Source organism: Gardnerella swidsinskii, from assembly GCF_003397705.1.
Classification (GTDB): domain Bacteria; phylum Actinomycetota; class Actinomycetes; order Actinomycetales; family Bifidobacteriaceae; genus Bifidobacterium; species Bifidobacterium swidsinskii.
In genome coordinates this window covers 48,648-72,156 of record NZ_QJVB01000001.1, presented here as the reverse complement: position 1 = coordinate 72,156, position 23,509 = coordinate 48,648, and the positions used below count along the sequence as shown (strand labels likewise).

At 40.0% G+C, this 23,509-nt stretch carries 21 protein-coding genes; 12 read left to right on the top strand and 9 right to left on the bottom strand.

Features of this window, described 5'->3' with window-relative positions; all coding sequences use genetic code 11:
• Nucleotides 1–147 precede the first annotated feature (147 nt).
• Nucleotides 148–717: a DUF3566 domain-containing protein gene (locus D0T18_RS00315; protein ID WP_369827461.1), complete on the top strand. Its 570-nt coding sequence runs from the start codon at nt 148–150 to the stop codon at nt 715–717.
• 85 nt (nt 718–802) lie between these two features.
• Here the strand turns inward: D0T18_RS00315 and mscL are convergent, their stop codons facing one another.
• Both mscL and D0T18_RS00305 read right to left on the bottom strand, forming a co-directional pair.
• Complete coding sequence (gene mscL / locus D0T18_RS00310; protein ID WP_012913695.1) at nt 803–1,213, bottom strand: large conductance mechanosensitive channel protein MscL; 411 nt, start codon at nt 1,211–1,213, stop codon at nt 803–805.
• Nucleotides 1,214–1,236: 23 nt separating this feature from the next.
• Entirely contained in the window at nt 1,237–1,974 is a 738-nt protein-coding gene (locus tag D0T18_RS00305; protein ID WP_103013748.1) for a phosphatase PAP2 family protein, read from the bottom strand.
• Nucleotides 1,975–2,129: 155 nt separating this feature from the next.
• Between D0T18_RS00305 and D0T18_RS00300 the strand changes: the two genes are divergently transcribed.
• The 7 genes from D0T18_RS00300 to pknB are packed head-to-tail and all read left to right on the top strand — an operon-like array spanning nt 2,130 to nt 10,965.
• Nucleotides 2,130–2,831: an FhaA domain-containing protein gene (locus tag D0T18_RS00300; protein ID WP_012913694.1), complete on the top strand. Its 702-nt coding sequence runs from the start codon at nt 2,130–2,132 to the stop codon at nt 2,829–2,831.
• A 33-nt stretch (nt 2,832–2,864) separates the two neighbouring features.
• The gene (locus D0T18_RS00295) at nt 2,865–3,401 is read left to right on the top strand and encodes an FHA domain-containing protein FhaB/FipA (RefSeq protein WP_004109549.1); all 537 of its coding nucleotides are present in this window, start codon (nt 2,865–2,867) and stop codon (nt 3,399–3,401) included.
• A 3-nt stretch (nt 3,402–3,404) separates the two neighbouring features.
• A complete protein-coding gene (locus tag D0T18_RS00290; protein WP_116431997.1) occupies nt 3,405–5,069 on the top strand; it encodes a PP2C family protein-serine/threonine phosphatase in 1,665 nt (554 codons plus the stop codon).
• The gene (locus D0T18_RS00285; RefSeq protein ID WP_004109544.1) at nt 5,066–6,547 is read left to right on the top strand and encodes an FtsW/RodA/SpoVE family cell cycle protein; all 1,482 of its coding nucleotides are present in this window, start codon (nt 5,066–5,068) and stop codon (nt 6,545–6,547) included. The genes D0T18_RS00290 and D0T18_RS00285 overlap by 4 nt, the downstream gene beginning before the upstream one ends.
• Complete coding sequence (locus D0T18_RS00280; protein WP_004109541.1) at nt 6,540–8,006, top strand: peptidoglycan D,D-transpeptidase FtsI family protein; 1,467 nt, start codon at nt 6,540–6,542, stop codon at nt 8,004–8,006. Before D0T18_RS00285 ends, D0T18_RS00280 begins: the two co-directional genes overlap by 8 nt.
• Nucleotides 8,003–8,965 carry a serine/threonine-protein kinase gene (locus D0T18_RS00275; RefSeq protein WP_004109538.1) on the top strand — a complete coding sequence of 321 codons (963 nt, stop codon included), beginning with the start codon at nt 8,003–8,005 and terminating at the stop codon, nt 8,963–8,965. The genes D0T18_RS00280 and D0T18_RS00275 overlap by 4 nt, the downstream gene beginning before the upstream one ends.
• On the top strand, nt 8,962–10,965 hold the full coding sequence (pknB, locus tag D0T18_RS00270) for a Stk1 family PASTA domain-containing Ser/Thr kinase (protein WP_076002513.1): 2,004 nt from the start codon (nt 8,962–8,964) through the stop codon (nt 10,963–10,965). The genes D0T18_RS00275 and pknB overlap by 4 nt, the downstream gene beginning before the upstream one ends.
• Nucleotides 10,966–11,367: 402 nt before the next feature.
• On the opposite strand, the gene D0T18_RS00265 is transcribed toward pknB, so the two are convergent.
• Both D0T18_RS00265 and D0T18_RS00260 read right to left on the bottom strand, forming a co-directional pair.
• Nucleotides 11,368–12,474, bottom strand: coding sequence for a class E sortase (locus D0T18_RS00265; RefSeq protein WP_004109532.1), 1,107 nt, complete (start codon nt 12,472–12,474; stop codon nt 11,368–11,370).
• A gap of 45 nt (nt 12,475–12,519) precedes the next feature.
• Nucleotides 12,520–13,275: a DUF881 domain-containing protein gene (locus D0T18_RS00260; RefSeq protein ID WP_076002512.1), complete on the bottom strand. Its 756-nt coding sequence runs from the start codon at nt 13,273–13,275 to the stop codon at nt 12,520–12,522.
• 77 nt (nt 13,276–13,352) lie between these two features.
• On the opposite strand from D0T18_RS00260, the gene crgA reads away from it, so the two are divergent.
• A complete protein-coding gene (gene crgA, locus D0T18_RS00255) occupies nt 13,353–13,745 on the top strand; it encodes a cell division protein CrgA (protein ID WP_004109527.1) in 393 nt (130 codons plus the stop codon).
• Nucleotides 13,746–13,808: 63 nt separating this feature from the next.
• Here crgA and D0T18_RS00250 read toward each other — a convergent pair whose 3' ends face one another.
• Both D0T18_RS00250 and D0T18_RS00245 read right to left on the bottom strand, forming a co-directional pair.
• Entirely contained in the window at nt 13,809–15,122 is a 1,314-nt protein-coding gene (locus tag D0T18_RS00250; protein ID WP_103013747.1) for a THUMP-like domain-containing protein, read from the bottom strand.
• A 256-nt stretch (nt 15,123–15,378) separates the two neighbouring features.
• Entirely contained in the window at nt 15,379–16,083 is a 705-nt protein-coding gene (locus D0T18_RS00245) for a rhomboid family intramembrane serine protease (RefSeq protein WP_004109516.1), read from the bottom strand.
• A 161-nt stretch (nt 16,084–16,244) separates the two neighbouring features.
• On the opposite strand from D0T18_RS00245, the gene D0T18_RS00240 reads away from it, so the two are divergent.
• The gene (locus tag D0T18_RS00240) at nt 16,245–16,454 is read left to right on the top strand and encodes a hypothetical protein (RefSeq protein ID WP_004106126.1); all 210 of its coding nucleotides are present in this window, start codon (nt 16,245–16,247) and stop codon (nt 16,452–16,454) included.
• Nucleotides 16,455–16,657: 203 nt separating this feature from the next.
• Here D0T18_RS00240 and D0T18_RS00235 read toward each other — a convergent pair whose 3' ends face one another.
• Entirely contained in the window at nt 16,658–19,147 is a 2,490-nt protein-coding gene (locus D0T18_RS00235; RefSeq protein ID WP_116440296.1) for a glycogen/starch/alpha-glucan phosphorylase, read from the bottom strand.
• Nucleotides 19,148–19,383: 236 nt separating this feature from the next.
• On the opposite strand from D0T18_RS00235, the gene D0T18_RS00230 reads away from it, so the two are divergent.
• Nucleotides 19,384–19,800, top strand: a complete 417-nt coding sequence (locus D0T18_RS00230; protein WP_103013745.1) for a sterol carrier family protein — start codon at nt 19,384–19,386, stop codon at nt 19,798–19,800.
• A gap of 117 nt (nt 19,801–19,917) precedes the next feature.
• On the opposite strand, the gene D0T18_RS00225 is transcribed toward D0T18_RS00230, so the two are convergent.
• A complete protein-coding gene (locus D0T18_RS00225; RefSeq protein WP_103013744.1) occupies nt 19,918–20,298 on the bottom strand; it encodes a DUF3073 domain-containing protein in 381 nt (126 codons plus the stop codon).
• A 145-nt stretch (nt 20,299–20,443) separates the two neighbouring features.
• Here D0T18_RS00225 and trpS point away from each other — a divergent pair, with 145 nt between their 5' ends.
• Nucleotides 20,444–21,535, top strand: a complete 1,092-nt coding sequence (gene trpS, locus D0T18_RS00220) for a tryptophan--tRNA ligase (protein ID WP_103013743.1) — start codon at nt 20,444–20,446, stop codon at nt 21,533–21,535.
• Nucleotides 21,536–21,633: 98 nt separating this feature from the next.
• Here trpS and D0T18_RS00215 read toward each other — a convergent pair whose 3' ends face one another.
• Nucleotides 21,634–23,355 (bottom strand): threonine/serine exporter family protein, encoded by a 1,722-nt coding sequence (locus D0T18_RS00215; protein WP_103013742.1) that lies wholly within the window; start codon nt 23,353–23,355, stop codon nt 21,634–21,636.
• Nucleotides 23,356–23,509: the final 154 nt, after the last annotated feature.

Below are 23,509 nucleotides of genomic sequence, written 5' to 3'. Positions count from 1 at the left end.
TGGTATAATGACACTGATTATAGGCAAATTAATAAGAGAAGGAACACTGAGATGAGCGAAAATTTTGAGCCATCGCAAAATCCGATGAATATGAATGAGGAATCTGCAAGATTTTTGTCTAATGACACAGAATTATCTGCAGAAAAAATGGTTCCTTCTAAGGAAGTTAATTATTCAAGTGAAGAAAATAATTTTGATGAAATATCTGGTAATTCTTCTTTAGGAAATATTGTTAAAAATTCATCATCTTCTGGACGTGTTAGTGGTAGTTCCAATACGTATCGTCGTACAATTGGTGGTGCTGCTTCATCTATTTCCAATAAATCAAATGCAACAAAATCGGGACGTGTTCCGCGTGCTCGTCGTATGAGTCTTTCTTTAGTAAGAGTAGATGCATGGTCTGTAGCAAAAGTAACATTCCTTTTAAGCGTTGCAGGAGGAATTATTCAAGTTATTGCTGCAGGTTTAGTGTGGTTGTTCTTGAATATGATTGGTGTATTTGATCAAGTAACGCAGATTGTTTCTTCTACTGGTTTGGATAGTAACGGTTTTAATCTTGCAGATGTGTTCTCACTCCCAACAGTATTAAGTACTGTGACTATTTTTTCAATTGTAGAAATAATTATAATAACCGTATTATCTGCAATAATTGCTCTTCTATATAACGTTGTTGGTTCATTAGTTGGAGGAATTCACATTACTTTAGGTGACGACTGATAGTGTGAATAATTTAGCTTTGGATAATAAAATTCCCACTGTTTACTACGAAGCAGTGGGAATTTTTTATAAGAAAAATAAGAAATTAACGTTTTACTAGTTCGTCACGAATATCTTGTAACAGTTGAATAGTTTTTTCTTCACGCTCTTTTCTTTTTTCTTCTTCAGTTTTTTCATGTTCAATTTGCAACAAATCTGCACCAATTTCACGCAATTTATTAATAGGTAAAACAATGCAGAAATAAACTGCTGTAGCAACAATAAGGAAATTCAATAATGCTCCAATTACTGCGCCAAAAGAAATTGTTGCACCATTCATACTAATAGTTAGAACACCATTAAGTTCTGGCTTTCCAAAAATCATTGCAATAAGAGGATTAATAATATAATTAACTATCGTTGTTACTACTGAAGTTACTGCACTACCCATAACAACACCGACAGCCATGTCGATTACGCTGCCTCGTAAAATAAATTTTTTAAATCCTTTTATCATTAGTATTTTCTTCCTTTTATATATTATTGAATATTAGATTGTGAGTTAGAATCTAATATTTGTTCTTCGTAAGTAGATTTGTCATTATTTCTGTTGTCAATATATAAATTATGTCGCTGGAACGAGCGCAAAATTGTAACAGAAAGTAGTGGATATATAATTGCTGCAGCTAATACATCCGTAGGGAAATGAGCAGCGACAATAATACGTGAAACAGCAACTATAACAACAAGAATTGCGCTAAAAAGTAATCCAAATTGAATTGATGATGGTTTATTGATGTAAAGAATCAACATTGCCATAACGCAAACTGCTACAGCTGCTGAAGTGTGTCCACTTGGGAAACTTGGATCAGTTGGTAATTTAATATTCAAACCAATGTACGGACGCGGACGATTTACAGCAAATTTAACTGCAAAAATGTAAATCATAGGAAGAAGCGAAATTAAAAGTTGAATTATTGTCATCTTCCAATTTTTATTTATAAATAATGAAAGCGCTGCTAATAAAACAAGTATTGCTATGCAACCCTTAGTTGAAAAAACTAAAGCTAATATTTTTGAAATACTGAGAATTACAGAGGGAACACTCTTGTGGAACCAAGAAACTATGGATGATTCATAAGTGCGCTCTTTACTAGTAACTAGTAGTGCTTTTCCTAAGCACGGAATAACAACTGCGAGTAATAGTGTAAAAATAGTAGCGGAATTTCTAGTGAAAACCGATAATCCGCTGTGATTATTGTTATTTTTCTGCATCATACTTGTTAAGATTACACGCACAATGATGTAAATGCACGTTGGAGAGTACGAAATAATATGTATAAAAAAGAAAATATATTAGAAGAAAAGCGTGTGGTAGTTGAACACCGTACCCGGTGACGAGTACTATGATGAACAGATAGAAAGGGTTTACCATGAGCGTGTTTGACCGATTTGAGAAGAGCGTGGAAGGTGCAATGAACAGCGTCTTCGCAAAATTCGGCTCCAAAGATTTGCAGCCAGTCGATTTTTCGAGTGCTTTGGAACGTGAAATTGACGCTGAAGCCATGCCTATTGGCAGAGATCACACAGTTGCTCCAAATGAGTACCGTTTTAAGCTGAGTACGCCTGATTTTGATCATATTGAACAATGGGGTAGTGAAGCATTAGCTAATGAGCTTGCAGATAATCTTACTCAATATGCTAAGAGTCAGCATTATGCTTTCGTAGGACCTGTAGTTGTTATTTTTGAAGAGGATTTGGAATTAACTAAAGGTAATTTCCATTTGACATCTGAATCTGTTCAGGGTAATGCTGTTCCTGTTACTACTGAGGATCAATCGCAGAATCACCCGATGCTTGAAATTAATGGTAACCAGTACTTGCTTACAAAGGATCGTACTATTTTAGGACGTGGGTCTGGTTGCGATATTGTAATAGATGATCCAGGTATTTCTCGTCATCATCTTGGTATTGATATAACTCCTGACGGTGTTATTGCTCGTGATCTTGGATCTACGAATGGTACATATGTAGAAGGTCATCAGGTTCCTGCAGCAACATTGGTTGATGGCAACACTATTACTATTGGTCGTACGCGTATTCTTTATTGGGCATCGTCTCAAGACCAGGAGTAATAAGTATTTCCGAGCTAGGAGACGATAACGCGCATGATGTTTACTGAATTAACGTTTGCAATACTTAAGTATGGCTTTTTAGTCTTACTTTGGATTTTTGTATGGTGCGCTATCCGTTCGCTTCGCTGCGATATTGAAGTATTTAGTCCTAAAAAATCTCGTTTTTGGAAGAAAAGTTCTCGTCGTAATTCTCGTGAAGCAAAGTTTTCACAAGTTATGCAAGTGCGTGAGACGCCAGTATTTGCCAAAGCAGAAAATCAAGAAAATACATCCGGTTCTCCAACTTTGTTAGTTGTTATTGATGGACCTTTGGCAGGATCTTCATTCCCATTGAACGCTGCTGGTGTGACTCTTGGTCGTGCTGCTTCTAATACAGTCGTATTAAATGATGAATTTGTATCTTCACACCATGCTCGTGTTTATTTTAATCAATCAGTTAATTCTTGGGTTCTTGAAGATTTAGGTAGCACAAATGGAACCATGATTGGTCATAATCGTGTTACTGAGCCTGTTATATTAGCTCCGCGTACTTCTGTGCGAATCGGCGCAACAATGTTTGAATTGAGGTAACAAATGAAACAAATCAATTCAAATAACGAAGAAGAAATTCAGACCGCAGTTACTGGGCAAATAGAAAAAATATCATCTATAACAGATAAAAATGATATTAAAGAAAATCGCGCAAATTCTGTAGAAAAAATACTTTTTATGTATGCTACGGCTGTCAGTGATGTTGGAACTGTTCGTAGTAATAATCAAGATTCTGCATTTGCTGGTGAACATTTAGCTGCAATTTGCGACGGAATGGGTGGTCATGCTGGAGGAGATACAGCTTCTACTATAGCGATTCGTTCTCTTGCACATATTGAACAAGATTCAAGACCGCATGATGTTAAAACTGTTTCTTCAATGATGGAAACATCGATTATGGCTGCTCATGATGCGATTGTTGGTAAAGCTAAGCGTGAGCGCCGTCTTGCTGGAATGGGAACGACAGTTACTGCAGTAACTCTTGTAAGAGGATACTGGGTTCTGGCTCATTTAGGTGATTCTAGAGCGTATCTACTAAGAGATAATCATCTTATGCGCATGACTACTGATCATAGTTATGTTCAGCATTTGATTGATACAGGTCATATTACGCCTGAAGAAGCGCGAAATCATCCTCAACGAAATGTTGTTATGCGAGTACTAGGTGATTTTGATATAGATCCTCGTCCTGATATTGCTTTGCGTTCAGCTCATCCTTCTGATCGTTGGCTTCTTTGCTCTGATGGATTGTGTGGAGTTCTTGAAGATTCAACTATTCAAGATGTGATGAGTAGTATTTCTAATCAAGAAGAATGCGCTCAAAAATTAGTATCTATGGCACTTCGTGCTGGTAGTACAGATAATGTTACAGCCGTTATTGCAGATGCAACGCTTGCACTTGATGCTGATGCATTTGATCTTCCGCATCAAACTCCACTTATTGGAGGAGCTGCAAGTAAGGATCTCGAGTCAATTGCAGATATCGTAAATAAAGCAGTAGCTTCAGCACCGGCATTGCGCGAAGATAAGAATTCACCAGCTCAAAGAGCAGCTGCGCTAGCTCAAGATGATGATAATTCTAAAAATCCAGATGAAGGAACAATATCTATTACAAGAATTGTGCAACCTTCACACATTCGTGAAGAAGTTGGAGAATTACATACACCTGACACTAATGAGATCCCTATAGTCAAAAAAAAGAATGGTAAAGTTTCAACAGATCCTCATGATCCAGATGTTGCTCGTGCTGTTAAACATGAGCAGGATGAGGCACATCGTGCTCATTCATTAAGGCGTAGATGGACTCGCATAGGCATATCTTTGGGAATATTACTAGTATTATTTGTTATTTCTGGAGTAGGTTACGGAGTATATGCGTGGACTCAAACGCAATATTATATTGGAAAAGACAGTAACAAAGTTGTTATTTATCAAGGAGTGCCAACAAATATTTTTGGTATTGCATTATCTCACAAAGTGGAATCTACTGACATCTCTGTTAATAAACTAGATAAATCTTGGCAGGATCAATTAAAAGAAGGTATTAGTTTTGGCAGCTTAGTTGAGGCTCGTGGTCATGCTTCGTTAATTCGTCGAGAAATGCGTGCGCGAGAACAAGAAAAACTTAATGAACAGAATCAAAAGAAATTAGAAAATAAAATAAATAAAAATAAAGATAACGCGAAGCAAGGGGGTAAAACCTCATGAATATGATTGCTACGCGTATCAGACAGATAGCATTGTTGCTTTTTGCAACATTGCTTTCTGGCATGGCATTTTTACAGATGTTTTTCCGTATTGACGGTTATATTTCTGCTAATTATGCAGCAATGTTGATTCTCGTTATGGCACTGTTTTTCGTATTTTGGGGTGTTCTTCTTGTTAAACAGCCATATGCAAGTCAAGCTATTTTACCTTGTATTATGCTTTTAACTGCAATTGGAACAGTTCTTATAGCTAGAATCGATAGGCAAAATAATACAAATGTTGCAATAAAACAAATGGTGTGGATTTGTGCAGCATTAGTATTATCAATTATTTTCGTTATTCTTTTGAAAGATTATCGCATTTTAAGGCGTTTTTCTTATGTGAATATGGTTATAGGCTTGATTCTTTTGCTTTCACCTATGGTTCCTGGATTAGGTAAAGAAATTGGTGGAGCGAGAATTTGGATAGGTTTTGGAGATCACACAGTGCAACCAGGAGAGTTTGCTAAGCTTTTCCTGTCATTCTTCTTTGCTGCGTACCTGTTTAATCATCGTGATCGACTTGCTGTAGGTGGAAATAAGGTTTTGGGAGTTCACCTTCCTCGCTTACAAGACATGGGACCTATTGCTTTAGTATGGGCAGCATCAATGGGTGTGCTTGTTATCCAGCATGATCTTGGAACGTCATTGATGTTTTTCGCAATGTTTGTGTCAATGTTGTATGTGGCAACAGGTCGCAGAGGATGGATTGCTGTTGGGGGTATTGCTTTTGTAGCTGGATGCTTGATGGCAGTAAAGTTATTCGCACATGTGCAATATCGTGTGGATTCGTGGCTTCATCCATTTGATAATGCGGTTTATAATCGTTTCCCTGGTGGCTCAGCGCAAATTGTATCTGGATTGTTTGGTTTGGCTGCTGGAGGAACAACCGGAACAGGTTTAGGACAAGGTCATCCTTCTATAACACCGCTAGCTAATTCTGATTTTATTTATGCTTCTGTTGGTGAAGAGCTTGGTCTTACTGGGCTTCTAGCCGTATTGGTTTTGTATTTAATTATTATTGCATCCGGAATGATTACTGCAATGAAAATTAAAGATGGCTTTGGAAAATTATTAGCTTCAGGGCTTGTTTTTACTATGGCTTTCCAAGTGTTTACTGTTGTTGGTGGAATTACTTTGGTTATTCCATTAACCGGTTTAACTTTGCCGTATATGGCAGCTGGAGGTTCTTCTTTAGTAGCAAATTATTTGCTTGCATCTTTGCTTATTGTTATTTCTCACGCTGCAAATAAACCTGAACCTGCTCCTGTTTCCGATACTTTCCAATACGCTGCCTTAGCAGCGTTGCGCGAGCGTGAATTGCAAGAGCGAGCTAATACGAATACAAATAATAGTGAATATAACAATACAGATTATGAAAATAATATAGATGCTTCTGCTGTTATTTCCTCTTCAGAAAGAGGTGATAACAATGAATAAAAGTCTTAGAGAACTTTTTACTGCAGTATTGGTACTTTTTGTAATACTTGGTATTTCAAGTACAATTATTACTTCTATTAAAGCGAATGCTCTAAATTCTGATCCTCGAAATCGCAGAGCTTTATACCATGAGTTTGGCGCTCCACGTGGAGCAATACTTACATCAGATGGCACAGTTATAGTGAAATCTGAACCATCTAAAGATGCTTTTGTGTATCAACGTCAGTATTCTAACGGATTAGTATATGCTCCAGTTACTGGATATTTTTCTATTAGCCAGCGTGCAGATAGAGGAATTGAAGCTTCTCGTAATAGTTTATTAAGTGGAGAATCAGATGCTCTGTTCTGGCAAAGATTCCGTTCATTATTTACTGGAGCAACTAATCGCGGAGCTTCTATAGAAACATCAATTGATTCACGTTTGCAAAATCTTGCTTACAATCTTCTTAAAGGCAAAGACGCAGCTTTAGTTGCAATTGAGCCAAAAACCGGAAGAATTCGCGCCATGGTAAGCACTCCAAGTTATGATCCGAATGATCTTGCTCTTCACAATATTAATGAAGTAAATAAATCGTATGAGAGAATAACATCAGATGTGTCAAATCCTATGCTGAATCGTGCTGTTTCTGAGCTTTATGCTCCTGGCTCTACGTTCAAAACTGTTGTTGCAGCAGCAGCATTAGAATCTGGAAAATACAAGCCTGATACGAAAATACCTGCTGGTGCGAGCTATGTTTTGCCTGGAACCAAGACGTCTCTTACAAATGTCACTTACCAAGCGAATGGCGTTGATGGAAAAATATCTTTTGAGGATGCTTTAGCATATTCGTCTAATACTGCTTTTGCTCAATTGGGTAATTCTTTAGGATCTGACGTAATTGTAAAGCAGGCAAGAAAGTTTGGATTCTTCGATTCGCTGCCTATTGATGGTTCTGATTCTACTGGATTCCCAATACGATCCGTGAAATCTACTTTTTCTATTAAGCCAACTCCAGATAGACTAGCTCTGGAATCAATAGGTCAAGGTGATGCTAAGGTTACACCTTTGCAAAACGCTATGATTGCGGCAGCTATTGCAAATAATGGAACATTGATGAAGCCTACTCTTGTTGATTGTGTAAGATCTAGCGATTTGTCAGTATTGTCACAAACTAGACCAACCGTTATGAACCAAGTAATGAGTAGTGACAGTGCATCTAAATTAACTTCTATGATGCAGGCTGTTGTTACAAAAGAAAATCCTAATCTTGCTTTACCTAATATTCATGTTGCGGCTAAAACAGGTACTGCACAGATTGGAATGTATAATCAAGCTGCTAATGGTTGGGTTATTGGATTTGCTCCTGCTGAAAATCCTAGAATAGCTATAGCGGTTATAGTACATAACACAAGTACATTTGGTAGTTACGCGGCAGGACCTATTATGCGACAAGTGATGGAGGAGGCGCTTAAACAATGAAACTCGTTGAAGGACAGTTAGTTCATCATCGTTATAGACTTGATCGCCGCCTTGCTCAAGGCGGTATGGGAGAAGTTTGGAAAGGCTTTGATATTCAACTTGGGCGAATTGTTGCCATTAAGGCGTTACGTACAGATACCGTAAACGTTGAAGCAAAATTACGTCGTCTTCGTGCTGAAGCGCATAATTCAGCAAATTTAGCGCATCCTAATATTGCAGCATTATTTGACTATTATGAGCACGATGGTATTGGATTCCTAATTATGGAATATGTGCCAAGTAAATCATTGGCAGATTTGTATCATAAAGAAAAAATAATTGATCCTACCAAGTTACTTCCTATTCTTATTCAAACAGCTCGAGGACTTTTTGTAGCTCATTCTCATGGCGTAATTCATCGCGATGTAAAACCTGCAAATATTATGGTTTCTGATACTGGCAATGTGAAAATCACAGATTTTGGTGTGTCATATTCCAGTGACCAAGAACAGATCACTCAAGATGGCATGGTAGTTGGAACAGCTCAATATATTTCTCCAGAACAAGCACAAGGTGAACAAGCTACTGCACAATCTGATATTTATTCGTTAGGTGTTGTGGCATATGAAGGTTTGTGCGGACATCGTCCATTTACTGGAGCAACGCCGGTAGATATTGCTGCTGCACATGTTAATGATCCTGTACCACCTTTGCCAGAAAATGTTGATTTGCAATTACAACAGTTTATTATGTCTATGCTTGCAAAGAATCCAAAAGATCGTCCAAAAGATGCATTAGTTGTGTCGAAAGTATTATCTCGTATTGAGCGCAGACTGCTAGATCAAGAAACAGCCTTCAACAATACAACAGGAGTACTTTCTACAAATTTGCGACAACGAAGATGTATTAAAAGTATGCCGCAAAACCAAGTAAATATTATTAATATTTTTAATACCAATGATCGCAAGGAGCAGCAATGAATACCACAATGCCCACCTCATTAGCGAATGGTCGATACGAATTAGGGGAGCTTATTGGCCGCGGCGGCATGGCGGAAGTGCGTGTTGCTGTTGATAAGCGCTTAGGTCGTACAGTTGCTGTGAAAATCATGCGTTCCGATTTAGCGAACGATGAGATTTTCCTTTCGCGATTCCGCAGGGAAGCGCATGCCATTGCGCAGATGAACAATCCTAATATTGTGAATATTTATGATTCTGGAGAAGAATCTGTTATAGCAGAAAATGGCTTAGAAGAGCGTTTACCGTATCTTGTAATGGAATACATTAAAGGTAAAACATTACGCGATATTCTAAAAATGAATGGAGCTTTAAGTCAGAGAGACGCTGAACAAGTTATGCTTGGCGTGCTCAATGCTTTAGAGTACTCACACAGAATGGGTATTATTCACCGCGATATTAAGCCTGGAAATATTATGATTTCCGAGCAGGGCATGGTGAAGGTAATGGACTTCGGCATTGCTCGTGCTCTTGACGATTCTGCAACAACTATGACACAGTCTCAAGGTGTTGTTGGAACAGCACAATATTTGTCTCCAGAGCAGGCTCGTGGTGAACAAGTAGATATGCGCTCTGATTTGTATTCTGCAGGATGTGTGCTGTATGAAATGCTAACTGGACGTCCTCCTTTTATTGGAGATTCAGCTGTTGCCATCGCATATCAGCATGTTTCAGAAGTGGCGACACCTCTTAGCACACTTGTTCCAGGCATGCCTGCTATGTGGGACAAGATTTGTGCTAAAGCAATGGCAAAAGATAGACAAAATAGATATGCCACAGCATCAGAGTTTAAGAATGACATTCTAGCGTTTATGAACGGTGGAGTGCCTGTTGCAGCAGCGTTTAACCCATTGACTGATTTAGCTAATATGAAGGCGCGTAAACAGGCTGAACAGGATGCTGCAACTATGGCTATGGGCATGACAGATGGTGCTGCAACTCAATCGTTCAATCCTATTACTGGTCAAGTTGAATCTGCAAATATTGCATTTTCTCCTAGCACGCGCGCGTCACAAAGAGCAACAATGCAAGCGCAACGTCGTAAACGAGTAGTAATCGGATCTATAGTTGGAGTATTAGTAACAGTATTAGTTCTTCTGGGTGTGCTGTTTATGCTCAATCGAAGTCGTGCTACTGGAGATGTTGTAGTTCCAACATTTATGGAGACAACAACGCAGGATGCTGCTCGTGAAAAGTTGCGTGCACTTGGTTTGGTTCCAGATATTCGTGAAGATGATCATTCTTCTCAACCTGAGGGAACTTTTACTAAGCAATCACCGCGTGGAGGTGAGCATGTTGCTTCTGGATCCAAGGTGACTGTATGGTTCTCGGTTGGACCACAATCAACTCGCGTGCCAGATGTAAGTGGTAAAACGCAAGAAGCTGCTCGTAAAATGCTTGAGCGTGCTGGGTTTAAGATTGCTAATGTTCGAGTAGAAGATAGTGCAGATATTAAGAAAGATCATGTAACTCGCACAGATCCTGACGCAGATTCGTTTGCTGATAAGGGTACGTTAATTACTTTATATATTGCATCCGGTTTAACTAAAATTCCTGACGGTCTTGTTGGTCAAAGCAAAGACATTGTGGTTAGCCAATTAGAGAATTTTGGTTTTACTACGGATGTAGTTAAGGAAGATTCAGATAATGTGCCTGAAGGTTCTGTAACTCGACTAAATCCGTCGTCTGGTTCCTCTGTTAAACCACACAGCTCTATTACTGTGTATGTTTCTCAAGGTGCTTCGAAAGTTGAAGTTCCTAGTATAGATCTTGGTACTGTTACCTTCAAACAGGCGAAGAAAATACTTGAAGCAAAAGGTTTGAGAGTAGTATCTGATTCAATGGCAAAAGATGACGATATAGTCATGAGCATGTCTGAGGAAGCAGGAAGCAAGGTTGAGAAGGGCAAAGCGATTACATTAGTTACACGTCCAAGCCTTGGTTCTTCATCTGATTCAGACTGATTTAGATTTGTATTAGATTAAGTCTGTAAAAAATAATGTATATGCTGCTTGTTCTACAAGAAAAGTAGAACAAGCAGCATTTTTGTATCTCTAATGTTTGTATCTCTAATAAAATCCGTATATTACTTATAAAAATTGATGCGTGAAAATAGATCTGCATAAATAGACTTATATTAGGTTGCAAAGTATGTGATAAAACGAAAAAATAGCTGTTTAAGATATGTTTGTTTATTTAGACATAGTTTTACAGCAATGCGTTATTTTATGTGTTTCTATAGGCTTTTATTTTATTAATATAAACAAAAGGCGACTGCGCTTCATACGCAATCGCCTTAAATGTTTTTATTTTGTAAGTTTTAAAGCAATCGTAAGAATATTTAAAACTTACTACTTAACCCGTTATCATACAGTTGTTGAGTAATTAGACATCTGCTGAAGGAATGGAATTGTAGATGCGCCCCAAGGGAAAATCCACTGGAATAATGCTAATACAATGAAGAAATAAATCAGAATCGAAAGAATCCAACGAATCGCTGTAATACCTGGTTGTATGCGCAAAAGACCGCCAAAAATGCTTGCATCAGGCTTTTTCTTTAATCCAGAATGAATAGCGCGAAGTTCTGGCCATTGCCAAGCAATTGCTCCTGCTACGAAAATCATCATATACACTAATAAAACAACCACCATAACTGGCACTAGTGAAGAAAGACGAGAAACTAGAGATTGTTGCTCATTGTTAATAAACTTCACTTTTCCTTGCTCATCAATAGTAGAAAGTTCTTTTGGAATGCCATCGCTAATCTTTGCCCAATAAGCGAATTTTGCGTAGCTAATCCAGCGATGAGTTGCAGCAGTATACTTAGGTTCGCACGTTGTAAGAGTAAGCATACGTTTTGTTGGTTTCTCACCAGGATGATCAGGATTTGCATCAATAACTTCACCGTGATCTGGTGTAACAATCTTGTAAGAAGTGTACTTATAGACGAACCAATAATCCTTTGTACGAACTACTATTGCGTCGCCAGGCTTCAGTAAGTCTACATCTCCCAATGGCTGACCATAACCATTTCGGTGACCTGCTACTGCAAAATTACCTATTGCGCCAGGCATTTGTGTGGTTGGATAATGACCTAAACCACGCTTGCTTAAGATGTCTGGCGTAATGCCTTCTACAACATTTCGTTCCCACTGATTTCCAAAACGTGGTATGTATAAACGAGCTACAAGGTCTTCAGACTTTGGTTTGCTTAAAGCAGGTGGGTCAGTATTCTGTGGTAAAGCAATCTTCGTTTTATCACCAGTTTTTGGGTTTTGCCAAGATATTGCTTGACGTGCCTCTACTTGAGTGTGCTCAGCCTGCTCTCCAGTCCACCACATTTGCCATGCAATGTACAATGCGCAAATAACTGCAAAAGCTATCAACAGTTCGCCAATAATTCCAGCGGCTTGCCACCAGAAATTCGAGCTGCTACGCTTCGTTTTTCCTTCCTGCATATTAGCAGATTGCATAGTGTGCTACTCCTTTATTGATGTATGAAGACTTTGCAACATATTTTATTTGTTTAGCACTTTAGGAACTGTTGCGTACCTTAATGGTTGCAACAAAGCCGATGCTTCAGGGAATCGCAGATTATTCTTTTTCTCCACTTTCCATCCTAATCCAAACGAACTTACATACTCCTTGTAGGTGTGTATGGCTGGTGAATTGTTTAGAGCATCAACCATGCTATCCATTGGACCAATAGCAGATATTTTATACGGTGGCGAGTACTGATGACCTTGCAACATAAGAACGTTACCAATACAAACAACTGCGGAGTTAAATAATACTCGCTGATCCTGAATAGTTATTGCTTCTGCTCCGCCGCGCCACAAAGCATTTACTACAGCTTCAATATCTTGCTGGTGGATTACGTAATCATTAATGGTTCCGGATGTTCCGGAACCATTAACTGCGCCTTTCCATAGAGGAGAGTCGTTGAGAGTTACAACAATTCCAGGTCCTTCAAGTTTTGGAAGTACGGTACTACTTCCAGTATCAGAAGATTCTTTTCCTTCATTAGTGCTGCTACCAAGCGTTTTATTAAGTAAATTAATTTTAGAATCTAAAGATTTTATATCTTCTCGTAAATTTTTTGTGCGCTGTGAATTTCTTTCAACCATTTGACTCGTATTAGAAGTCACAAAAGCAGAGCGGTTTACGCGCAAGTTAAGAACGAATAAATAGCCGGTAAGAAATACTGCAACGGCAACAGCAAAACTGCTTAACAGCGAGTGTTGAGCACGATGTTTCCCAGTTCTCTTAGCCATATTTTATCTTCATCCTTCACGCGTTCGAGTGTAACCACTATTATAGCGTGTAGCCGATTGATTGGAGAGTTACAGTTATGGCTGATGAAGAATTGCACACGACTGCAGCTGACGACGCTGCAAAGAAGAGCGATACGTCAAATGAGAATACTTATGGCGTTCCTATGGACGAAGTTGAAGCAGTGTTGAATGCTACTGCGGATAAAGCAGCGCTTTCTCCACAGATTCAGCAAATGATGCAGAGACAAGCTGAAAATAGGCGACGTGTCGAAGAAAGCATTAAAGGCACAAAAGCTAATGCTGCATGGTTTGTGCCGCTGTTCTGCACATTAATGGTCGTTGGATTAATTTGGGCTGTTGTTTATTATTTGAACCCTGTGCTTCCAATTCCTGGAATTGGTGCATGGAATTTAGTTATTGCATTAGTAATAGTAATGACTGGATTCATTATGACAATGTGGTGGCGTTAGTCTGTAAAACAAACTGCTTAATATGTTTTAAAAGTAGCTATGCAAATGTTGCGTAGCTACTTTTTATTTTGGTGCTGCTACTGCTCGAATAAGTATATGGTTTTTATTGCTATCAGTTGTTGCAATAATTCTTGTATTTCCGCCATCTTGTAGGTTTAATTTTTTGCGTAATGCTTCTACAGGTATTGGAAAGTTACGAGTAACAATATTTGCATGAGTGATATCATCAAAAGTTTGTTTTATTTCGCGTTTATTCATGCTGCATATATTTTCAATTTTCCATATTTTTCCTGGAAATTCTGAGTAGTATTCTTCCGATACGTAAACATGACTATTCGCACTGATTTGTTGTATATTGTATTGAGTTTCTAACAATGAAAAACAGCCAGCTTTCATGATTGCTGCATTTGGCTCATAAACGTATTGCGACCATTCTTGCCAGTTATTTATATCTAAATTTTCATATTTTTTATTATTTTCTTCTTTATTATTTAAAACATTTGATTCAGGCTGTATTGATACCTGATTTGTTGAAGTATTGTAAGTTGCTTGTACAACAGTTATCTGATCATCGTTTGCGCAATATACTGGTACTTTTGTGTGCTGAGAGTTGCTGAGTATTATCAATAGTTCCTTGCACTCGTTACTATGTGCGACTATATGTACGGCTTCTACATTGCCACTAAAATCGCTAACTGTTTTGTGCCAATCAAGCATTGGAGAAAGTTTAATAATCACTATTTCTGCTTTAGTGAGCAATTGATTTTTAAGATCTAATACGTTTGGAGTGCAATCTTCAATAGCGTATGTGCGAGATCCTTGTTTGTTACGACGAGCTGGATCGACGTATATTATCGTTGACTTAGGAATATTTTTGAGTGCATCAAGGCTATTGTTGTTGTAGCACTTTACGTTTGTAATACCAAGTGCATTCATATTGTGATGTGCAATGCTAGAAAGTTCGTTTTGCTGTTCAATGCAAATAGCAGAATCGAAAACTTCAGACATTATTGTGCAATCAACGCCAAAGCCGCCAGTAAGATCCACAAGTGTGCTACTAAAATTTTCTGAATTTAATTTGCTGAGTAATTCTTTTGCAACATTTGCTTTGTATTGTGCTGTTGATTGAGAAGAACACTGTTCCATAGAAATATGCGCAGGGTATATAACTTCGTTGCAGGAAGCCCATTTCGGTAGTTTTTGTTGCGCAATCTGTCTACCTGCTATTTGGTTAATTGCAAAAGGTATGTCGATATTTGCGTTGCGTGGTGCTTTAAGAGCAGCTTTGCTTGGTGACAATTGTGCGTTTTCTTTAATAAAAGTGAGTGTAGAAGCGTTTGCTGGTTCGATTGTTTTTGGAACTTGAAGTGTAGGCATGAATCTCATTCCTTGTTGAGGTGTAGAAAATTTTAGAGCAAGTAAAAGTTAAAATTATGTAGTCGATAGTTTAGTCCACAAAAAACTTAAATTGTGGATAACTCTTATACACTTGTGCACAGGTTCAAAAAAGGCAAGTTATCAACGTTTGTGATTAACTATGTGGATAACTTATATAGTTGTCACCAATTTAGGCACAACTTATACACAATCCTGTGCACATTGGTGGAAAACTACACACGTGTAATTTAACAAATTATGCCTTCAAACAAAACATTGCACAAGCAGTGAGAATAGCAAATAGTGATACAAAATATACTAAGAAACGCGTATTAAACGAAGCTTTTTTAAGTAGCGGATTTTGTACGCCGAGCAATGCTGCAATTGCGGTACCAGAAACTAAGCCTCCAACGTGTGCTTGCCAAGCGATATTAGGCACAATAACTGGCATAGCGAGAGTAATAGCAATCCAAATAATTGTTCCTCGCATGTTTTCTCCTAGTCGCCATTGCGCTACGAGAAGTGCGCCTATAAGCCCCATAATAGCTCCCGAAGCACCGTATGAAGCGACGAACCAATTATTAGTGAGTTTGCACCATACAATATCAGCTACGCTTCCGCCAAAGCCGGATATTAAATATAATCCAAAAAACTTCCATTTACCGAAGAATCGTTCTAATTCAACTCCGAGCGACCAAAGACATAGCATATTGAAGAAAATATGGGTTAAATTTGGTGCGTGAACAAACATTGATGTGAACCAAGTCCAAGGTGTCTGTAACGCAGTGATTGGAAGAAACGCAGTATAGCTTATTAGAGTCGAATAATAATTTGGATAGGCAAAGTTCAGTATCATTTCCAATATCCAAATAAAAATGCATGAATATACTAAAATGGCTGTGGTTGTGTTAAAACGAAATCTTATATTATTTAAAATATTTTTAATATCAAAGTTGTGCATATGCTTATGATATCGGTTTTACTTCACAAATTTAATCAATAACATTATTTAAAAAAGATGCAACTCTGAAGAAAAGCAACTATGATAGTTATTACGCGACAAAAAGCGGTATAGATTGTTGACTTGGACGAGCAGGTCAGCTTAACCGGAAAGGAGCCATCATGGAGAACAGATCCTCTGGCGGTTGGAAGTTCTTTGCACTGCTCTTCGGAGCACTGCTCGCAGGTATTGCTGCGTTGTATGTGTACAAGCAGCATAATCCTGATTATGACCCTTGGGAGGAACCATGGGAGAACAGTTCTTCGCCAATTGACCTAGGGTTAGAAAAAGAAGAGAAAGAAGCTAACGATACTCCTGCCGCCGAGGCATAAGTGACATTTGCTTTATACAGTCCAAAATGAAGGCGATTGCGTATATTCGTAGTCGCCTTCATTTGTAATTACTAAAGAATTGTTGTAAACAAAAGCGTTTGTCTTACATGCAATTTAACTAAAATTTACACAAATAAAAGGCGGAAACTGATTAACAGTCTCCGCCTTTTATTTTCTATGTATTGCTATTGGAGAATACTCAATTACTCAGCAACAGGTGTTGGAAGAGCACCAGTGTGCCAAATGCGATCGAGGTAATCTTCGATAGAGCGGTCAGAAGAGAAGTAACCAGAGTTGGCTACGTTCAAGACTGCCATGCGAACCCACTTCATTGGATCGCGGTAAGTTTCCTCAATCTGAGCCTGAATATCCATGTAAGAGCTGAAGTCAGCCATTGCCATGAAGTAATCATGGGTGAGCCAATCGTTAACGAGTGGCTCGTACACGCTCTTGTCGCCATTGGAGAAGGTGCCGTCAGCAACCATGTCAACAGCGGTCTTCAAGCGAGGATCAGACTCGTAGTACTTACGGGAGCCGCCGTGATCGTATCCTTCAGCGTAGAGCTTATCAACTTCGTCAACGGTCATGCCGAAGAGGAAGAAGTTCTCTGCGCCAACGCGCTCGCGAATCTCAACGTTTGCACCATCGAGAGTACCAACAGTCAAAGCACCGTTCAAAGCAAACTTCATGTTACCGGTACCAGAAGCTTCCTTACCAGCCTGAGAAATCTGCTCATCCAAATCGGTGGCAGGAATCAAGTTCATAGCCAACTCGATGTTGTAGTTTGGTGGGAAGAACACTGCAAGCTTGCCCTTGCATGCTGGGTCGTTATTCACCACGCGAGCAACATTGTTAATGAGCTGAATGGTGAGCTTTGCCATAGCATAGCCTGGAGCAGACTTAGCGCCGAAGAACACGGTGCGTGGAAGCATCTTGTCTACGTCGATTGTGCCATTCTTGATTCCAGCGTATGTGGAGATAACCTGGAGGATCTTCATGGACTGGCGCTTGTACTCGTGCAAACGCTTAACAATGGTGTTGAACATTGTGTCTGGGTTGATCTCAAAGCCATACTTCTGCTTTGCAAAATCAACGAAGGCAAGCTTGTTCTGCTTCTTAACTTCAGCAAACTTCTTAACGAACGCCTTGTCGTCAGCCAATGGCTTCAAGCCTTCAAGAAGCTCCAAATTACCCTGCCATGCGTCTGTGCCCAAGCCCTCAGTAATAAGAGCAGACATGCGTGGGTTGCTCAAGCGCACGAAACGACGAGGAGTTACGCCGTTAGTAACGTTCTTGAACTTATCTGGGTAAACGCTGGAGAAGTCCTTCAAAGTGACATCCTTCAACAACTCAGAGTGAAGTTCAGCAACACCGTTAACGTAAGAACCGCCGTAGGTAGCCAAGTAAGCCATGCGAACTACAGCACCTTCGCCATTTTCGTCAGCGTCGGTAGCGATGCGCATGCGCTCAACCTGATCCTCAGCAACGCCCTTACCGCGAAGCTCGTTGCGGAACTGCTCGCTAATGCCCTGAATGATTTCAAGGTGGCGTGGCAACAGTTCGCCAATAAGCTTGGCTGGCCAAACTTCCAAAGCTTCTGGAAGCAAGGTGTGGCAAGTGTAGTTGAAGGTCTTGGTGGTGATACCCCAAGCGGTGTTCCAATCGTAGTCGTACTCGTCCATAAGAACGCGCATAAGCTCTGGAATGCCGATAACTGGGTGAGTGTCGTTCAACTGGAAGTTAATCTTGCTTGGGAAGGTAGTGAGATCCGGCTTATCCTGACCTGGGTAGAATACGCGGATTGCATCATGGATAGAAGCAGCTACGAAGAAGTACTGCTGCTCAAGACGCAAAGCCTTACCTTCTGGAGTGGAATCTTCTGGGTAAAGAATCTTAGAAATGTTTTCTGCTGCAACCTGTGGCTTTACAGCATCCAAGTACTCGGACTTGTTGAAGGTGAGCAAATCAAACTCATCGTAAGACTTAGCGGTCCACAAACGAAGAGTATTTACGCGACCAGAATTATAACCTGGAACCATGTAGTCAACTGGTACTGCGCGAACAGACCAAGCTGGCTTCCAAACGCGCTTGCCGTTTTCCTCTACAACTTCACCACCGAAGTTGACGCGCTGGTCACGACCATAATCAATGTGACCCCATGGCTCTTCGTTGCTAAGCCAGTAATCAGGGGTTTCAACCTGCTTACCTTCTTCATCAAAGCGCTGCTTGAAGATGCCGTAACGATACTGGATGCCGTAGCCAAATGCTGGAACGCCAATAGAGGCGAGTGAATCGATGAAGCAGGCTGCGAGACGACCCAAACCGCCATTACCTAAACCTGGCTCATACTCAGCATTGATAACTGCCTTTGGATCGAAGCCAAGCTTAGTAACAGCCTTATTGAATTGGTCAGTAAGACCAGCGTTCAACAAAGCGTTCTCAAGCTGCTTACCCATCAAGAACTCTGCGCTCAAATAGCCCACAGCCTTGGTGTTGCCATTAACCATGTCATGCTGAGTCTGCATCCAAGAGTCCATCAAGTGACGACGAACTGCGGTAGCAGCGGCAACATACACATCTGCCGTAGTGGCCTGCTCTGGCGTTACACCCTGGGTGTACTTGAGGTGCTCTTGAAGTTCTTTGGCAAATGCCGTCGCAGTAGTTTTGGCTTTCGGCGCGACGTGTTTAGTCATATTTGACTCCTTGTGCCGTTTGATATATTTCCTAAAAGTGTGCAGCCTAAAACTTTGTGTTTAGACAATTAAACCATCACCATTTTGCAGATAACCTTTGCAGATAACTACAAGAGGCATGTGAATGCACACAATAACCCCAAGAGTACCACAACCTAATCCCTTTAAATATTTGTATATAACGTCTTAATACAAATATATTGCTGAAAGTAGGTTGTTTAGAAGATAATAAAAATATGTCAGTAATACTTGAACGAGATATAAAACAAGGACAATGTGCTTGGCAATTCTGGCGTGAATCTGCTATTAAAGCACTTGGCAATGGCATAGAAGCCATGCAAATAAATAGTAATATTTTAAATATCTCTTTAAACGACGAAGCTTTAGCGGTTAGATATTCGCTATATCTTCTTGAGGATAAAGTGCCTGGGTGCGCAGTAGAAGTAAGAGTTGCGCCTTTTGGTGCAGTAAAAATTTTGGAAGGACCAGCTTCGGATCCGCATAATCTCACACCGCCAGATGTTATTGAACTTGAGCCTAAAGTATGGCTTAGATTAGCGAGTGGTGTTACTAAATGGCATCAGGAACAGGACTTTGGCAACATAAGTGCAATTGGCGAGCGTGATGATTTAAGCGATATTTTGCCGCTGTAAGTTGGCTTTATTGTAGCTTAATTGCGTATTTACAGCGTGTATTTACAAATATCCTGGGCAAACAGTATTTCGAATGCCCAGGATACGTAAATAAAATAATTTTAATAAATTTAATTTTTAATTGTCGTGTTTGTGTATGAAGTTTGGAATTGGCATAGGGATATGATGATGCGCTGGCGTGTGCGCTCCTGAGTTTGTAGAAGAGTTTTCGCTGCTAACGGCTTTTGCAGCTGCTTCCGCAGCCCACTTGGCATACTCGTCTAAATCATCTTCGTTTGAAGCATCAACGGCATCATTTTCTTGATCTGTGTCATTCTCTTCTGGAAGATATGTATCTTCCTCATAGCTTTCGCTCGACGCAAATGGATCGAAGGATCCTTGTCCGGGTTCGCTGGAATTAAGTTCCTTAGCAAGCTCGTCATAATCCGTATCGGTCGTCAGGTATTTGAGCTTACGGGCAATTTTCTGTTGCTTTGCCTTCTGTCGTCCGCGGCCCATCTGACCCCCTCTAAAAATTAAGTAACAATCAGTTCATCACACAAGAGCGTACCACTTAACCGCAACCGAGTATATTGTCTGTGTAAACTTTTACCATAAAAGCCATATTTTCAGCGTAAAAATACGCACAATTAAGGAGCCTAAAATGCCGGAAGAAGCACAGGTTACAGCTGCTGGTAATGAGATGAGCGCAAGCTTCCTTGCAGCGCGTAAACGTTCAGATGCAACGCTTGAAAAGTTACAAGCTAGCCCTTCGTCTTTTACTATGCTTACTGGAGATCGCCCAACTGGTCGTTTGCATTTAGGACATTATTTTGGATCTATTCGTGAGCGTGTTGCAATGCAGCAGCGCGGAGTAAAAACCAATATTATTATTGCAGATTATCAAGTAATTACTGATCGTGACACCACTGAGCATATTGAAGATAATGTTTTGAATTTAGTGCTGGATTATATGGCTGCCGGAATTGATCCTGAAAAAACAATGATATTTACTCATTCCGCAGTTCCTGCAGCAAATCAGCTTATGTTGCCTTTCCTTTCGCTTGTTACAGAAGCAGAATTACACAGGAATCCTACTGTAAAGTCGGAAATGGAATCATCTGGACATGCTTTAACCGGATTGCTCCTTACGTACCCAGTGCACCAGGCTTGCGATATTTTGTTCTGTAAAGCTAATGTTGTGCCGATTGGTAAAGATAATTTGCCGCATGTTGAAATCACTCGTACGATCGCGCGTCGTTTTAATGAGCGATATGCAAAAAAGAATCCAGTGTTCCCAGAGCCGGCAGCAATTTTGTCTGATGCTCCTGAAATTCCAGGATTGGACGGACGAAAGATGAGTAAATCTTACGGTAACTCGATTATGCTCGGGGCTACTGCCGAAGAAACTGCCAAATTAATTAAGAAGAGTCCAACTGATTCTGAGAGGATGATTACTTTTGATCCAGTAACTCGTCCGCAAGTTTCTGCGCTTCTTACTACCGCAGGTTTAGTTACAGGTAGAGATCCTAAAGATATTGCTGCAGAAATTGGTAACGCTGGTGCTGGCGCATTGAAAGCTTACGTAATTGAAAATGTAAATAATTTCTTGGCACCTCACCGTGAGCGTCGTGCAGAACTTGCAAAAGATATGGATACTGTTCGAGACATTTTGCATGATGGCAATAAGCGTGCAAATGCTATTGCAGAAGAAACGCTTTCCCAAGTGCGAGATGCTATGGGAATGAAGTATTAATTAAATTTCAATAAGTAAATTAATAAAAAATAAAGCCGCTCGCAAGAAAACTTGTAAGCGGCTTTTTGTTAAAAATTAACGAACTGAAACTTAGAACATCACACGTCGTAACGCCAGCTTTTATCTGTAATAACGCGTGCTACAGCAAGACCAATAGGTAAGCAAATAATTACCATGAAAGCGCGGAAAGTCCAGTCTAACGCTGGAAGCGTGTGAAATTGACCAAGATAAAACATTGCGCGATACATATAAAGTCCAGGAACCATAATTACGATAGATGGAACCGTAAGACCTATTCGTGGATAACCCAAATATTGAGGCGCTAATCCGTGACGAACGATAGTTCTCCAAGTAGAAGCTAGCAAACCTGCCAATAAAGCACCGCTGAAAGCTGCAATTTCGGCAGCAACTCCAAAATCTGTCATAGTTAAACGCAATGTGTCAGTAATAGCGCCAATAACGCCAGCAACTAAGCACATTCGTTGTGGAGAATTAAACAGAACTGAGAAGCCCCATACTCCGGCAAAAGCTGTAATAAATCGAAGAACTGCGTTAAGCCAAGGATTTAATCCGAGAGGAGGGAAGCCTTGAGGATTGAGATGTACAAGGCTTGCAACTGTCCATCCCGCAAGAGTTCCCATCAAAATAATAGCCATTGTGTAACAAAGTCGTTGAATTCCTGAAGGGAAATCAATTTTTGCAATATCTAAACCGCCTGTAATAAGAGGGAATCCAGGAATAACAAACAACACTGAGCCAATATATGCAGTTGTGTGATTGAGCGCGCTAGGGTCAAAGAAGCCAATAAGACGCAAAGCCCCAATGCATGATAGTGCACCTATTGCAACAGCTACGAATGTAACTACAAACTGGTTTAGATGCTTCATAAACATTCTGCGACGAATATAGTGACCGATTCCTGCTCCAATAAAAGCACCAATCATGTCGTAAATGCCACCGCCAAGCAAGAACGCAAAGGATGCGCAAGCAACTGCCGAAGCAAGACCAGCAAACCACGGTTTGTATAGCGGTTTCCTATTTTTAATCAAATCAAGACGGTCGTGTACTTCCCTAACTGTAAGAGGATGATCATTTTTAGATTCGTCATTACTATTAGATGCGTTTACGTGCGAAAAATGTTCAGCGTAAGCACTTTCTGGCTGCAATGCAAAAATGCCGCGTGGTTTTTCTTTTTTTATAGCTTCTTGCAACGCTTTCTTTTTTGCAATTTTAGTAGCATTTTCTTCAGACTGCTTAGCTGTTTGTACAATGGTATGTTCGTCGTCGCTCGCTTGCAATGTGTCAACTAATTCCTTAGAAACAGCAGCTTTAGAGTGATATAAAGAATCGTTTCCAAGCTTGACGTTAAACCAATCTGCAAAATGTTCTAGAAGCCAAATGCGCTCAGTGTTAACACCTGTGGTTGGAAGATCTACAACTTCAGTAATTCGCTCATGCTTATCAGTACAAGTTGCCTCAATATCTGTGAGATTCACGTCTGCGCGCACATGTACACCCATTGGTTCGCCGATTCTGTGCATAAGCTCGCGAACTCGGTAGCTTCCTGTGCCTGCTCCTAAACCGAGCGCACCGACGCGAATAATAATACTCGATTTCGCAGCAATTCCTGCTTGCGTAACTGGCTTATCCCAATCTCGCTCAACATCGTCCATATCGAGTGGAATAGCATGAGTATGAAAACGCCCAGAAGGTTTTCCGACTATATGACCAGTCGAAAGAATTTCAGGCTTATCGCAATCGCAGTTGTTGATGCTGTTGTCGTATTCATTATTCTCAATATTATTCTCTGCTGTACTCACAATTTTTTAGTATACGCAACCCCGTTGCCGAGTTATATTTTGTTGCTAAATCAGCATTCTTTACTACGTCCGGTGGTAGTTTCACAATTAACTTGGTATCTCGCTGGAAACAAGGCTGTGGGCTTGCAACTTCTGACCTACATAACCGCGGAGG